This window comes from Alteriqipengyuania lutimaris (assembly GCF_003363135.1).
Taxonomy (GTDB): domain Bacteria; phylum Pseudomonadota; class Alphaproteobacteria; order Sphingomonadales; family Sphingomonadaceae; genus Alteriqipengyuania; species Alteriqipengyuania lutimaris.
Genome location: NZ_QRBB01000001.1, coordinates 220,992 through 234,765, shown reverse-complemented (window position 1 = coordinate 234,765; position 13,774 = coordinate 220,992). Strand labels below are relative to the sequence as shown.

The following is a 13,774-nucleotide window of genomic DNA, read 5'->3' as shown; positions in this document are numbered from 1 at the left end:
CATGCCCCGCCCCGCATTCTGAGATCGCTAGCCCTTGAAACCCTGGGCGACGACGTACCATTCGGACGAGCCCTTGCGGCTCGCGGGTGGCTTGGCGTGCTTCACCGTCTTGAAGTTCTTCTTGAGCAGCGTGAGCAGCTCGGCATCGGTGCCGCCTGCCAGCACCTTGGCGAGGAATTGCCCGCCGGGGGCCAGCGTCTGGATCGCGAAGTCCGCCGCCGTTTCGACGAGGCCCATCGTGCGCAGGTGATCGGTCTGCTTGTGGCCGACCGTGTTCGCCGCCATGTCCGACATCACGAGATCGGGCGGACCGCCCAGATGGCCCATGATGGCATCGGGTGCCTCGTCGGCCATGAAATCCATTTCGAGGATCGTGACCCCCTCGATCGCTTCGGTCGGCAGAAGGTCGATCCCCACGATCGTCGCCTGCGGGCGCTTCTTGCGCGCAACCTGCGCCCAGCCGCCGGGCGCGATGCCGAGATCCACGATCCGCGACGATCCGCGCAGGATGCCGAATTTCTCGTCCAGCTCGATCAGCTTGAACGCCGCGCGGCTGCGATAGCCCGCGGCCTTCGCCTCGCGCACGTAGGGGTCGTTCAGCTGCCGCTCCAGCCACCGGGTCGAGGACGCGGTGCGGCCGCGCGCGGTCTTCACGCGCTTGTCGGGGTCGCCTCTGGATCGGCTCATGCTGTCAGGTCCATTCTAGGGGTTGCCGGCGCGCGAACGGGGTTGCTCGCCGCCGGAGTCGGCCGCCATCAGGCTGCGCAGGATGCCTTCGCGAATGCCCCGGTCGGCAACGCCGAGGCGGTCCGCCGGCCACAGGTCGAGGATCGATTCGAGGATCGCGCAGCCCGCCACCACCAGTTCGGCGCGGTCCTGCCCGATGCAGGGCACCTGCCCGCGTTCGCGCTCGCTCAGGCGCGAGAGGCGGGTGGAGATCGCGCGCATCGAATGCGAGGGCACGATCAGCCCGTCGACCGCGCGGCGATCATAGTGCGGCAGCTCGAGATGCAGGCTGGCCAGCGTGGTCACCGTGCCGCTGGTCCCCAGCAGGCGGATATCCTCCTCGCGCGAGGCGTCTTCGATGCGGCTCGCGAAGGGGGCGAAGCTCTCGTCCACCCTCGCGCGCATCGCGGCATAGTGCGCAAGCCGCCCCGCCTCGTCGTGCGCGGGTTCGCATTCGCGCATGATCGTGTCGGTCAGCGAGACGACGCCCCACGGCACGCTCTGCCAGTCGAGGATACGCGGGACCGCGCCGTCGCCGGGCCCGACGAGGATGAGCTCGGTCGAGCCGCCGCCGATGTCGAAGATGAGCGCGGGCCCCTCGCCCTGTTCGAGCAGGACGTGGCAGCCGAGCACCGCGAGGCGCGCTTCCTCCTGCGCCGAGATGATGTCGAGCACGATGCCCGTTTCCTGGCGCACCCGTTCGATGAAATCGGCGCCGTTGGCGGCGCGGCGGCATGCCTCGGTCGCGACCGAGCGGGCGAGGAAGACGTTGCGCCGGCGCAGCTTTTCCGCGCAGACCTGCAACGCGCCGAGCGCGCGGTCCATCGCCTCGTCAGACAGCCTGCCCGTCAGCGCGAGCCCTTCGCCCAGCCGCACCACCCGGCTGAAGGCGTCGATGACAGTGAAATCCTGGCCCGAAGGGCGCGCGATGAGGAGGCGGCAATTGTTGGTGCCCAGGTCGAGCGCCGCGTAGGCCTGGCGACCATGGCGTTCGGGTTTGCGCGGGGCGGGGCGATGGTTCGATGCGCTATTGCGCCGCCTGCCATCGCCGCGGCCATCGACCTTGGCATCGATGGGGCGCTGGCGCGTGTGCGAACCCTTGGGCTTCGGAGAGTGGTGGTAGCGATCCTTTGCTACCTCGCCGGACTTATTGCCCCCCGTGTTGCAAGCCCTCTTGCTATCGTCCGGCGGCACGAAGTCCGCCATAATACTTTTTCCATTCCGCCCGCAGCGGATATCCTGCGGGGACCTGTCGCACATGCTACCCGGAAGGGCGCATTCCGGCAAGGCCGCCCGCAATCTCAACGCTTGACGCTGCGCCCCCGGCTTTCTAGATGCGCCGCTCCGCAAGCGCGCAAGACTCGTCCACGAGCCTTACCGCGCGCAGGCATTGCCCCGTCGTCTAATGGTAAGACTACGGACTCTGACTCCGTCAATTGAGGTTCGAATCCTCACGGGGCATCCAGCTTTTTTGCAGACGACCCGACCGCTCCGGCCACATGCCCGGTGGCGGGCGGCGCTCGGGCGCCCGCCTAGGACGCGCGTCTGCCGCGTGTCAGGATCAGCTGTTCGACATTGGCGGCATCGGTGTCGGCGTCGGTTGCGCGCTGCAGGTAGGTCTTGCGGTTGATGTCGTCGCGCTCGGCCAGATCGCGCATCATCCGCGCCTTTTCCCTCAGCGAACGCAGCGTGTCGTACATGCTCTGCTCGAGCAGTTCGTCCTGCCGTTCGGCCAGCGCGCTCTGCGTGTAGGCATGGCCGGTGTGGCAGCGGAAGCGGCTGAGCGGGCCGTCCTCGATCCGCCACAGGACCCCGTTGCAGTCGGGGCAATTATAGGGCGAGAGTTCGCCCAGCCGATCCTCGCTCGTCATGCTGGCCTTCTCCAGTCCCGCGATCATCATCTCCACCCGGACGCTCTGCGGCGCATCGTGCGCGGGGCCCGCGGGCTGCGCCACGATGCCCGACAGCGCCTCGCCGATTGCGCGCGCGCTCGCGATCGTCTCCGGCTCGCCCACCGCGCTGATCGCGGCGCGCGGCATGTTGGGCGAGGTCGCGTCGTTCGGGTCCTGCACGATCACGCCCCCACCCACGCGCGCGATCGCGCGGCTCCCGGCCGCCCCGTCGTCGAGGTAGCCCGACAGGATCACGGCCGTTGCACGCGATCCGCCGAAGACCGCCAGCGACCGGAAAAGCGGGTCGATGGCGGGGCGGAAATTGTTCTCCTTCGGGCCGCGCCGCAGGTGCACGTGATCGTCGCCGATCAACATATGCGCATCGGGCGGCGCCAGGTGGAGGCAGCCGTGACGGATGGGGGTGCCATCCTCCGGCTCGATCACGTCGATGGGGGACCGGCGCCGCAGGATCTCGAACAGATGACCGGCCTCTTTCGCTCGGTGCAGCACGACGAAGAGCGACGCGGGCTCCTGCGGCCGGAAGCTGTCGAGCAATTCGAGCAAAGCGGGCAGGCCGCCCGCGCTGCCCCCGATGCCGATCAGGTCGCGGCGATGGTCCCCGTCACCCATCGCGGCGATCGAGCACCTGCGCCACGCGCGCCAGCATCGCCGCAGGCGAGGCGGGCTTGGCGAGAAAGGCACGCTCGCCCAGTTTCTCGGTCAGGTTGAGGTCAGTCCCGTAACCCGAGACGACGAGGAAGGGGACCTCGCGCTCCTCGAGCAGTTCGAGCAGCGGGGTCGCTTCCTCGCCGTCGATATTGAAATCGACGACCGCGAAATCGAGCTTGCCGGTTTCGACCGCCTGCCGCGCCTGCGCGATATCGTGGAACGGGCCGACCACCTCGCAACCCGCGCCGACCAGCGAATTGGCGTATTGTTCGGCCACCAGCCACTCGTCGTCGAGGACGAGGATCCGCGAGCCTTCGAGCAGGTCGAGATCGACCCGCGGCAGCGCCGATGTGGGCGTTGCGGTCGGTTTGCCCTCGCTTGCCGAGCCGGGCAGGATCCGCCCGGCCGGGATTTCGCACAGCACCTTGAGGCCTTCGGGGGCGTAGTCGATCTCGGTCCTGGCGCTCAGCTGCGCGCGCAGGATCCGCTCGATCACGGTCGAGCCGAAGCCCCTTCGGTCGGGCTTCTCGACCCGGGGGCCGCCCGATTCCTCCCACCGGAGGGCGAGGACGCGATCGCCCCCGTCCTGCGTGCGCCAGTCCCACGCGACCCGCAGGACCCCGCCGGTCACCGACAGCGAGCCGTACTTGATCGCGTTGGTGGTCAATTCGTGCAGCGCCATCGAGATGTTCTGCGCCGCGCTGGGCGTGAGGTTCACGCTCGGCCCCGTGATCTCGATCGCGTCCTTGTCGCCCGAATGGCCGAGCTCGTCGGTGACGAGGGAGCGCAGGTCGGCGCCCTGCCAGCGCGATTCGGCGAGCAGGCTGTGGGTGCGCGCCATCGCGTAGAGGCGTTTCTCGAACGCATCGCTGAAGGTCTTGAAATCGGGTGCGTTCGCGCCCGTGATCTTCGCGATCGAGAGGATGATGGCGAGGACGTTCTTCACGCGATGATCGAGCTCGCGCATGATGAAGCTGTTCTGTTCCTCGGCCAGCTTGCGTTCGGTGATGTCGGCATTGATGCCGATCACCCGCGTGGTGTCGCCCTCGACGATGCGTTCGCCGCGCCCGTCGAGCCAGGCCAGCTTGCCGTCTGCGCGGGTGAGCCTGAAGTCCTCGTCGAAGGGCGCGCCGTTGGCGATCGTCTCGTCCAGCGCCGCACGAACCCGTTCGACGTCGTCGGGATGGATCATCGCGAAGAAATCGGCCGCCGACGGTTTCTCGCGCGATCCGCTGCGACCGATGATCTCGCGCAGCCGTTCGTCCCATACGACTGCGCCGGTCGTTGCGTCGTACTGCCACACGCCCATCTCGGCGGTCTTGATCGCCATCGACAGGATCAGGCCTTCGCGCGCGGTCTGCTGTTCGCGCTGGACCTGCTTGATCGTCGCCGCGGCCACATTGGCGGCGGCCTGCACGATCAGGAGATCCTCTTCGCGGAAATGATCGGGATCGCGATCGTGCAGCCCCAGCACGCCCCACGGCTTGCCGCCGATCTCGATCACGCAGCTGATGCCCGAAGAGACGTGGTGCGCCTTGAGCAGGGGCGGGGCCTCGAACCGGCGCTCGCTGGCGAAGTCGGTGACCAGCACCGCTTTGTCCTGGATCGTGAAGCCGGCCTGGCTCTGAACGCTGTCGGGCACGGTCGCCTTGCCGATCACGCCATCGTCCCACCCCGCGCCCGCGGCGAGGAAAAACTGCGACCTGTCCTGCTCCTATACGAGGACCTTCGAGTAATCGCAGTCGTAGGCGACGCGCAGGGTCGCGCACAATTCGTTCAGGAAGGCTTGCGTGTTGCGCGCCGCCAGCCCCTTCTGGCCCAGTTCGGCGATGATCCGCTGCTGCCGTTCGCGCTCGGTCAGCCGCGCGGCGATCTCGGCCTGCTCGGTAATGTCCGCATAGGTCACCACGACGCCGTGAATGCGCTCGTCCGACGTCCGGTGGGGCTGCACCCTGCGGACATAGGTCTTGCCCTCGTCGGACCTGATCTGCTTCTCGGTCGCGGAGAGATTGTCGAGCGTGAGCTCGATATCCTCGAACAGCGTCGGATCATCGGCCTTGAAGGCCAGTTCGGATACGGGGCGCCCGATATCGGTTTCGCGCAGTTCGACCAGCTCGCGCACGCTCGGCGTGAAGCCGCTGATGGTCAGTTCGGGGCCGAGGAACAGCACCGGCAGTTTGGTGCTGGTGAGCAGGTTGCGCAGGTCGTCGCTGGTCTTCTCGATCTCGTCGATCTTCTCTTCCAGCTGGTTGTTGACCGTCACCAGCTCCTCGTTGAGCGACTGCAGCTCCTCGCGGCTGGTTTCGAGCTCCTCGTTGGCGGATTGCAGCTCTTCGTTGGCGGCCACCGCTTCCTCGTGGCTCGCCTTCAGTTCCTCGTTCGAGGTTTCCAGCTCCTCCACCGTCGTCTGCAGGTCTTCCTGCACGATCGCCAGTTCGTTCTCGAGCTGGCGGACATATTTGGAACTGTCGTCGGTCGGAGGCGGGGGGCGGTCGGCCTGGCTTTCCTCCTGCTCGATGAAGCTGAGCAGGAACAACTCGCCTTCGTCGGACTCGAGCTTGACGCATTCGAGACACACCGACCCGTCGCGATCGGGATCGTGAATGCGCGCGCTGCGGTGCCTTGCCGTCTCTCCCGACCCGACTTCCTTGATCGCCTCGCGTGCGCGGCTGCGCAGGGGCGTTGGCAGGATGTCGAAGATCGAATGCGTCGGCGACCCTTCGGGCTGGTCGATGAACCGGCGTACGGGACCGTGGAAGTAGGCAATTTCGCCGTCCCGCTTCACCGCGACCGAGGCGGGGGCATAGCGATCGAGCAGCGACCTGCGTATCTGCCCGCTGAGGTCGCGCTCCCTGTCCCTGCGGCTGGGGCGTGCGGGATCGGCATTGGTCTCCCCTGGCGTGCGTCCCGCACGCGGGCTCAGCCTGGCGAGCGATCGACCGGGCTTGCGGCCGTAGATATGCGCCTTCGAATCGATGGTGCTAAATTCACGTTGGCGCGAACCGTGGGTTTCCGACGCGCCGAGCACCAGCATCCCGCCTTCCTTGAGCGCGAAGTGGAAGCTTTCGAGCACTTGCTCCTGATGCTTGTTGTCGAGGTAGATCAGCAGGTTGCGGCAGCTGATCAGGTCGAGCCGCGAGAAGGGCGGATCGCTGAGCAGGTTGTGCTGCGCGAACAGCACCTTCTCCCGCAGATGCTTGCGAATGCGGTAGCCGTCGTTCTCGCGCTGGAAATATTTCTCGAGACGCGCGGGGCCGACCTCGTCGGCGATGTTCAGCCGGTAGACCCCCTCGCGCCCCTGCGCGATGGCATCCTTGTCGAGATCGGTCGCGAAGATCTGCCAGTTGCAGGGCTTTTCCATCTTCGTGCACTGTTCGTCCATCAGCATGGCGATGGTGAAGGCTTCCTCGCCCGAAGAGCATGCCGGAACCCAGATGCGCACCGGTTCCTTCGCCTGCGACTGCTGCTCGATCAGCGGTGCCAGAGCCTCTCGCGTCACCGCATCCCAGATGTCTGCGTCACGGAAAAAGCTGGTCACGTTGATCAGCAGGTCGTCGAACAGCTGCCGCATCTCGTCGGCGTTGTCGCGCAGGTGCGCCAGGTACTCCGCCAGCGTGTCGAAGCGCAGCAGGTTCATCCGCCGGAGCAGCCTGCGCGCGATCGTGCCGCCCTTGTAAGGCGTGAAATCGTGCCCCATCCGGGCCTTGAGCAGGGCGAGCACGCCCTGGAAATCCTTGCGGCTGAACTCGCCTTCGGCAGGGGGCTGGCGCAGCCGGTCGGCGATTTCGACGATGTTCGATCCCAGCGTCGGCAGATCGCCCACCTTGTCGACCACGCCGGCCTCGATCGCGGAGCGCGGCATGCCGTCGTAGAGCGCGGTCTGCGGGTCTTGCGCCAGCGCGACTCCGCCGACGCCCTTGATCGCCTTCAGCCCCGCCGTCCCGTCGTTCCCGGTGCCCGACAGGATCACGCCGACCGCGCGTTCGCGCGCCGTTTCGGCGAGCGAGCGCATGAAATGGTCGATCGGCATGCGCAGGCCGCGCGGCTGGGTAGGCGGCTCCACGAACAGGCCGTGATCGACGATGGTCAGGTATTTGCCGGGCTGGATCACATAGATGTGCCCGCTCGCCACCTCCATGTTCTCGTCCGCTTCGAGCACCGGCAACTTGGCGGCACGCGTCAGGATATCGCCGAGCTGGCTATCGTGATCGGGGGCGAGGTGCTGGAGGATGACGAAACTGGCCGCCGTCTCTGCCGGAAGCTCGGCCACGAAGGCCTTCAGCGCCTCGACGCCGCCCGCGGACGCACCCACCGCCACGACCGGGTGGTCGAACTCGGTCACGTCTGCGTCTGCTTCTGCCATTCAGCGTAACCACATCCTGATCGGGCGGTCGGGAGTTGGGTTTCGCCCCGAACGAAACCTCTCATGCCCTAGCATGGTTCGCGCCCCCGGGCGAGGCAACCCACTCTTTGTCCATCCGAAGTTTTACGTGGAGGGGCCGAAAGCGGGCGGTCGCGTCACTCCTGCGCAGCCTCGTAGAGCCTGGCCGACCGGGTGCCGGTGCGACAGAAGGCGAGGATCGGCCCCGGCATCTCGGCGGTTGCCTTTGCGAACTCGGCCTTGCGCGCTTCCATGTCTTCCGCGCTGGCGATCGGGATCAGCTTGGCTTCGAGGCCTGCCTCGCGCGCGGCCGCGGACAGTTCGGCCCAGGTCGGCTGGCCGGGCTCCTCGCCGTCGGGCCGGTTGCCGATGACCGAGCGGAAACCCTGTTCGGCCAGCGCGCGCATTTCCTCGGGCGCGATCTGCCCGGCGACGAAGACCTTGTCGTCCAGCGGGGTCGGGGTCGTCATGTCGTGTCTCCTCGGAAGCGGGCCGTTTCAGGTTCGTGATGCGATCATGCCTGCACGGATCGCGACAGGGAAGATCGCACGTCACGCTTTTCGGCTTCTATCCACCTTGCGGCAGGGCGATCTGCGGAAAGTCGTGCCGGGACTTTCCAATCCCTTGCCCACATCATGCGCGCCGCCTATCGCAGCAGGAATGAACAATAATGGCGGTGTGCGCGATCTGTACGATCGGCGCTTTTATGCAGCGGAAGAAGAAGCGTGTTTCGTGGATGAGGCCTGTTCGGTCGAACAGACCCCGCAGACACGCCATCCGGCCTACAAGCTGGCGTTCCGCGACGAGGATTTCCTTCTCCAACCCGAACTGCGCCCCGTGCGCTTCCAGCTCGAGCTGCTCAAGCCCGAGATGCTGCTGGACCAAGCGGGCGTCGGCTCCACGATGGTGATGTACGGTTCCGCGCGCATCCCCTCGCCAGAAGAGGTCGACGCGCTGCGCGAATCGGCGAAAGAGAAGTCGGAGGCTGAGCAAAAGACGGTCGAACGGCTGATCGAGAAGGCGAAATATTACCAGGAGGCCTACAACCTCGCGCGGATGGTGACCGAGAAGGCGATCATCGAGAATGGCCAGCGGCAGTTCATCGTCACCACCGGCGGCGGCCCCTCGATCATGGAGGCGGGCAATCGCGGGGCGAGCGATGCCGGGGGCGAGAGCATCGGGCTCAATATCGTCCTGCCGCACGAGCAGGCACCCAATACCTATGTCACGCCGTACCTGAGCTTCCAGTTCCACTACTTCGCGCTGCGCAAGATGCATTTCCTGCTGCGGGCCAAGGCGGTCGCGGTGTTCCCTGGCGGGTTCGGCACGTTCGACGAGTTCTTCGAACTGCTCACCCTGATCCAGACGGGCAAGATGAAGGCCATGCCCATTCTGCTGTTCGGCAAGGATTTCTGGAACCGCGTGATCGATTTCGAGGCTTTGGCCGAGGAAGGCACCATCAGCCCCCGCGATCTCGACCTCATCACCTGGTGCGAAACCGCCGACGAGGCTTGGGCGGCGATCTCCAAGTTCTACGACCTGAAGGTCTAGTCCTCCAGCCTGCGCACGGCGTGATGGCCCATCGGGCCATTGCCGTCGCCGAAGCCCGGTGCGTTCAGGATCGCGGCGCGCGTGAATTGCCGCGCCAGCCGTACCGCGTGGTCGATCCGCTGGCCGTGACCCATCAGCGTGGCGATCGCGGCGGACAGCGTGCAGCCCGTGCCATGCGTGTGCGGAGTGTCGATCCGCGCGTCGTCGAACTGCATCAGAAAGCCTTCGGGGCCGCACAGGATATCGATCACGCGCGCGTCATCGGTATGGCCGCCCTTGGCGAGAACGTAGCACCCGTGCGCGCTCGCCAGCGCGATCGCGGCCTCGGTGATCTCGCCCGTGTCGGGCAGCGTCCGACCCGCAAGGATCTGCAGTTCGGGAAGGTTGGGGGTGATGAGGGTGGCGAGCGGGAACAGCGCCGTGCGCATCGTTTCCACCGCGTCTTCCTGAAGCAGCCGCGCGCCCGAGGTGGCGACCATCACCGGATCGAGCACGATCGGCACGCCTTGCGCCTCGGGCAGGGTGGCGAGCCCCTCGGCCACCGCGCCGATAATCCCGGCATCGTGGAGCATCCCGATCTTGATCGCATCGGCGCCGAAATCGGTGAGGCAGGAATCGACCTGCTCCATCACGAAATCGCCGGTCAGCGGAGTGACGCCCTGAACCCCGCGCGAATTCTGCGCGGTGATCGCGGTGATCGCGGTCATCGCATACCCGCCAAGCATCGCGATCGTCTTGATGTCGGCCTGGATCCCCGCGCCGCCGCCCGAATCGGACCCGGCGATGGAGAGGATGCGGGGCGGGGGCTTTGCGTTTGTCATGTCTAACTCGTCATCCCCGCGCAGGCGAGGATCCAGATAAGGCCGGTGGCGCGCGTTACGGGCAATCCATGGGCCCCTGCCTGCGCAGGGCCGACTCGGTGTGCGTAAGCCATCATCCCTTGAACTTGCGCTGGGTGCTCGCGGGGTATTTCTCCAGTAGCTTGGCCGCCCGGGTCGGCCGGTCCATCAGTTCGCCTCCGCAATTGGGGCACAGGTCGTCCAGCGCTTCCGCACACGGCGCGCAGAAGGTGCATTCGAAGCTGCAGATGAAGGCGCCGGGGACCGAGGGCGGAAGGTCCGTGCCGCAGCGTTCGCAATCGGGGCGCATTTCAAGCATCGTCGTTATCCCGCATCAGGCGGCCTTGCCCACTTCGTCGCAGACCATGTCGACCAGCCGCTCCACCTCGCCCGCATCGTCGCCTTCGGCCATCACGCGGATCAGCGGCTCGGTGCCCGAGGCGCGGATCACCATGCGCCCCTTGTCGCCCAGCGCGCCGCGCGCTTCCTCGATCGCCTGCTTGACGTTCGCCGCCTCAAGCGGGCTGGAGCCTTCGTAGCGCACGTTCTTGAGCAGCTGGGGCACGGGCTCGAACATCCGCAGTTCCTCCGATGCCGGGCGCTTCGAGCGCACGAGGCTGGTCAGCACGCGCAGCGCCGCCAGTGTGCCGTCGCCGGTGGTCGAATGGTCGAGCAGGATCATGTGGCCCGACTGTTCGCCGCCCACATTGAACCCGCCGCTGCGCATGCGGGCGAGCACGTAGCGATCGCCGACCTTGGTCCGCTCGAGCGTCAGCCCTTTGCCTTCCAGATAGCGTTCCAGCCCCAGGTTGCTCATCACCGTGGCGACCACGCCGCCGCCGCGCAGCGCCTGCTTTTCGGCCATCCGCGTGGCGATCGCGGCCATGATCTGGTCGCCGTCGATCGCCTCGCCCTTCTCGTCGATCACGATCAGGCGATCCGCATCGCCATCGAGCGCGATGCCGACATCGGCACCGCTTGCGACCACCTTGGCCTTCACCGCGTCGAGCGCGGTCGAGCCGACGCCGTCGTTGATGTTGGTGCCGTTGGGCTCGACGCCGAGGGTGATGACCTCCGCGCCCAGTTCCCAGATCGCGCTGGGGGCAACCTGGTAGGCCGCGCCATGCGCGCAATCGATCACCACTTTGAGATCGTCGAAGCGGATTTGGTCGCTGACCGACTGCTTGACCGCGTGGATATAGCGCCCCCGCGCATCCTCGATCCGGCGGGCGCGACCGATTTCGCTCGCAGGCACCAGTTCGGGTTTGCAGGCGATCAGGTCTTCGATCGCGTCCTCGTCCTCGTCCGACAGCTTGAAGCCGTCGGGGCCGAACAGCTTTATGCCGTTGTCGCGGTAGAGGTTGTGGCTGGCGGAGATCATCACGCCCAGGTCCGCGCGCATCTCGCGCGTCAGCATGGCGATTGCAGGGGTGGGCAGCGGGCCGGTCTGGATCACGTCGACGCCCATGCTGGTGAAGCCCGCGACCAGCGCGTTCTCGACCATATAGCCCGACAGGCGGGTGTCCTTGCCGATCACCACGCGGTGGCGATGCTCGCCCCGGCGGAAATGCGCGCCTGCCGCCTGCGCGACGCGCATCGCCATCGCCGCGGTCATCGCGCCCTTGTTGGTTTCGCCCCGGATGCCGTCGGTTCCGAAATACTTGCGTGCCACGTCTTCACACCCTCGCTTGTGGTCTCTACCGGATCGGATTGCGTGGCGCGCTTGTGGACGTCCATGCACCCGGAGGGAAGGGGGCAATCCAGCTTGGCGGAACCTGAAACACAGCGGCCCGCGCGGCTCGTCACTCTGCGCCTGCCGATCTGGCTGACCTTCGGCGGGCTGGTCGGCGGGCTGCTGGTCGGCTCGCTTATCGCCGGGCGACCGGTGGCGGACAGCATCCTTCCCGTCACCGCGCCCGTGGGCGCGCTGTGGCTGCGCGCCTTGCAGATGACGATCATTCCGCTGGTCGCCGCGCTGCTGGTGCTCGGCATCACCCAGCTGGCGACCGCGGCGCGCGCGGGCTCGACCGCGCGGCGAATGCTGGTCTTCGTGGGCGCGGCGCTGCTCTGCGGCGGGATCGCGACGATCATCGCGATGCCGCTGCTGCTGGGCGTGGTGCCGCCGCCCGACGGCGCGCGCGCGCTGCTCGCCGCCGATGTCGAGCCGCAGGCGGTGCCGGGAATCGGCGACTTCATCCTCTCGCTCGTCGCGCCCAACATCGTCGAAGCCGCCGCGGATACCGCGATGCTGCCGCTGACGATCTTCTTCGCGCTGTTCGCAGTTGCGATCACGCGGCTGCCTGCCGAGCAATCGGCGACGCTGCGCGGCTTCTTCGAAGCGGTCGCCAATGCCATGCTGCTGGTGATCGGCTGGGTGCTGTGGGTAGCGCCCGTCGGCGTGTTCGCACTGGGGCTGGGCGTCGCGGCGCGGGCGGGCGGGGATGCGGCGTTCCTGACGCTGATCCACTATATCGTGACCGTCAGCGCGATGGGCGGGATCGTGCTGGTCGCTGCGTTCATTGTCGGCGCGGTGCGCCACGGGCCGGTGAAGTTCGCGCGCGCGATGCTGCCTGCGCAGGCGGTTGCCATCTCGACCCAGAGCTCGCTCGCCAGCCTGCCCGCCATGCTCGCGAGCGCGCGGCGACTGGATATCTCGGAGAATGTCGCCGACTTCGTCCTGCCGCTCTCGGTGGCGATCTTCCGCGCGACGAGCCCGGCGATGAACCTCGCCGTGGCGATCTACGTCGCGCACCTGTTCGGCATCGAACTCGGCGTGCCCGCGCTGCTGGCGGGCCTCGCGGTGGCCTTCGTCATCTCGATCGGATCGGTCAGCCTGCCCGGATCGATCAGCTTCGTCATCTCGATCGGACCGATCGCGCTCGCGATGGGCGTGCCGGTGGAGCCGCTGGCGCTGCTCGTGGCGGTCGAGATGATCCCCGACATCATGCGCACGCTCGCCAATGTGACCGCGGATGTTGCACTGGCCAGCGCGACAGACCGGGAAAGTCCCGAATTCGATGCAACGGATGGCGATCCCGCGCGTTCAATGACCGACAGCTGAATTACAAACCCAACCAACGGGAGACAAAACCTATGGCTTTCGAAGTTACCCCGCTGCCCTATCCGGACGACGTGCTGGCCCCGGCGGTTTCCGCCGAGACGCTCAGCTACCACCACGGCAAGCACCATAAGGCCTATATCGACAAGACCAACAACGCGATCGAAGGCACGGATCACGCGGACAAGCCGCTTGAAGACATCATTGCCGCCGCACGCGGTAGCGACCAGGGTCTGTTCAACAACTCCGCCCAGAGCTGGAACCACGGCTTCTACTGGCACTCGATGGCGGGCCAGGAATCGGCGCCGTCGGACGAGCTCAAGAGCATGATCGAAAGCGCCTTCGGGTCGGTCGATTCGCTCAAGGAAAAGCTGCAGGAACGCGGCGCAGGCCATTTCGCCAGCGGCTGGGTGTGGCTGGCAGAGAAGGGCGGCAAGCTCTCGATCGAGGAAACGCATGACGGCGACACGCTGGCCGATCAGGACGGGGTCAACCCGCTCCTCGTGATCGACCTGTGGGAACACGCCTATTACCTCGATCACCAGAACGCGCGTCCCGCCTATCTCAAGGCGCTGACGACCGAGAAGCTGAACTGGGCCTTCGCGAGCGAGAACCTCGCCCGCGGGAAGACCTGGACCTATCCGAACTGAGCTTCGCG

12 protein-coding genes, 1 tRNA gene and 1 pseudogene are annotated in these 13,774 nt (G+C 66.7%); 4 read left to right on the top strand and 10 right to left on the bottom strand.

Going from position 1 to position 13,774, the window contains the following annotated elements:
• Positions 1-27: 27 nt before the first annotated feature.
• On the bottom strand, positions 28-687 hold the full coding sequence (locus DL238_RS01055; RefSeq protein WP_115490570.1) for an RlmE family RNA methyltransferase: 660 nt from the start codon (positions 685-687) through the stop codon (positions 28-30).
• A gap of 15 nt (positions 688-702) precedes the next feature.
• Positions 703-1,932, bottom strand: coding sequence for a Ppx/GppA phosphatase family protein (locus tag DL238_RS01050; RefSeq protein ID WP_181883776.1), 1,230 nt, complete (start codon positions 1,930-1,932; stop codon positions 703-705).
• 185 nt (positions 1,933-2,117) lie between these two features.
• On the opposite strand from DL238_RS01050, the gene DL238_RS01045 reads away from it, so the two are divergent.
• Positions 2,118-2,191: transfer RNA gene (locus tag DL238_RS01045), tRNA-Gln, on the top strand.
• Positions 2,192-2,258: 67 nt separating this feature from the next.
• Here the strand turns inward: DL238_RS01045 and DL238_RS01040 are convergent.
• From DL238_RS01040 to DL238_RS01030, 5 genes and pseudogenes are all read right to left on the bottom strand, one after another.
• Entirely contained in the window at positions 2,259-3,248 is a 990-nt protein-coding gene (locus DL238_RS01040) for a chemotaxis protein CheB (protein ID WP_115490569.1), read from the bottom strand.
• Positions 3,241-4,596, bottom strand: coding sequence for an HWE histidine kinase domain-containing protein (locus DL238_RS16580; RefSeq protein WP_267903918.1), 1,356 nt, complete (start codon positions 4,594-4,596; stop codon positions 3,241-3,243). Before DL238_RS16580 ends, DL238_RS01040 begins: the two co-directional genes overlap by 8 nt.
• Before the next feature lie 84 nt (positions 4,597-4,680).
• A pseudogene (locus tag DL238_RS16575) lies at positions 4,681-4,965 on the bottom strand (GAF domain-containing protein); the annotation flags it as partial.
• Positions 4,966-5,001: 36 nt separating this feature from the next.
• Positions 5,002-7,650, bottom strand: a complete 2,649-nt coding sequence (locus DL238_RS16275; protein WP_234030910.1) for a chemotaxis protein CheB — start codon at positions 7,648-7,650, stop codon at positions 5,002-5,004.
• A gap of 155 nt (positions 7,651-7,805) precedes the next feature.
• Positions 7,806-8,138, bottom strand: coding sequence for a TIGR01244 family sulfur transferase (locus tag DL238_RS01030; protein ID WP_115490568.1), 333 nt, complete (start codon positions 8,136-8,138; stop codon positions 7,806-7,808).
• Between the two features lie 190 nt (positions 8,139-8,328).
• Here DL238_RS01030 and DL238_RS01025 point away from each other — a divergent pair, with 190 nt between their 5' ends.
• Positions 8,329-9,219, top strand: a complete 891-nt coding sequence (locus DL238_RS01025; protein WP_115490567.1) for an LOG family protein — start codon at positions 8,329-8,331, stop codon at positions 9,217-9,219.
• Here the strand turns inward: DL238_RS01025 and thiD are convergent.
• The 3 genes from thiD to glmM form a co-directional block, all read right to left on the bottom strand.
• The gene (gene thiD / locus DL238_RS01020) at positions 9,216-10,040 is read right to left on the bottom strand and encodes a bifunctional hydroxymethylpyrimidine kinase/phosphomethylpyrimidine kinase (RefSeq protein WP_115490566.1); all 825 of its coding nucleotides are present in this window, start codon (positions 10,038-10,040) and stop codon (positions 9,216-9,218) included. The genes DL238_RS01025 and thiD overlap by 4 nt on opposite strands.
• A gap of 112 nt (positions 10,041-10,152) precedes the next feature.
• The gene (locus DL238_RS01015; protein ID WP_115490565.1) at positions 10,153-10,377 is read right to left on the bottom strand and encodes a DUF1272 domain-containing protein; all 225 of its coding nucleotides are present in this window, start codon (positions 10,375-10,377) and stop codon (positions 10,153-10,155) included.
• Positions 10,378-10,392: 15 nt separating this feature from the next.
• Positions 10,393-11,730: a phosphoglucosamine mutase gene (glmM, locus tag DL238_RS01010; RefSeq protein ID WP_115490564.1), complete on the bottom strand. Its 1,338-nt coding sequence runs from the start codon at positions 11,728-11,730 to the stop codon at positions 10,393-10,395.
• Between the two features lie 93 nt (positions 11,731-11,823).
• Here glmM and DL238_RS01005 point away from each other — a divergent pair, with 93 nt between their 5' ends.
• On the top strand, positions 11,824-13,119 hold the full coding sequence (locus DL238_RS01005) for a dicarboxylate/amino acid:cation symporter (RefSeq protein ID WP_234030909.1): 1,296 nt from the start codon (positions 11,824-11,826) through the stop codon (positions 13,117-13,119).
• 32 nt (positions 13,120-13,151) lie between these two features.
• Positions 13,152-13,766 carry a superoxide dismutase gene (locus tag DL238_RS01000; protein ID WP_115490562.1) on the top strand — a complete coding sequence of 205 codons (615 nt, stop codon included), beginning with the start codon at positions 13,152-13,154 and terminating at the stop codon, positions 13,764-13,766.
• Positions 13,767-13,774 lie beyond the last annotated feature (8 nt).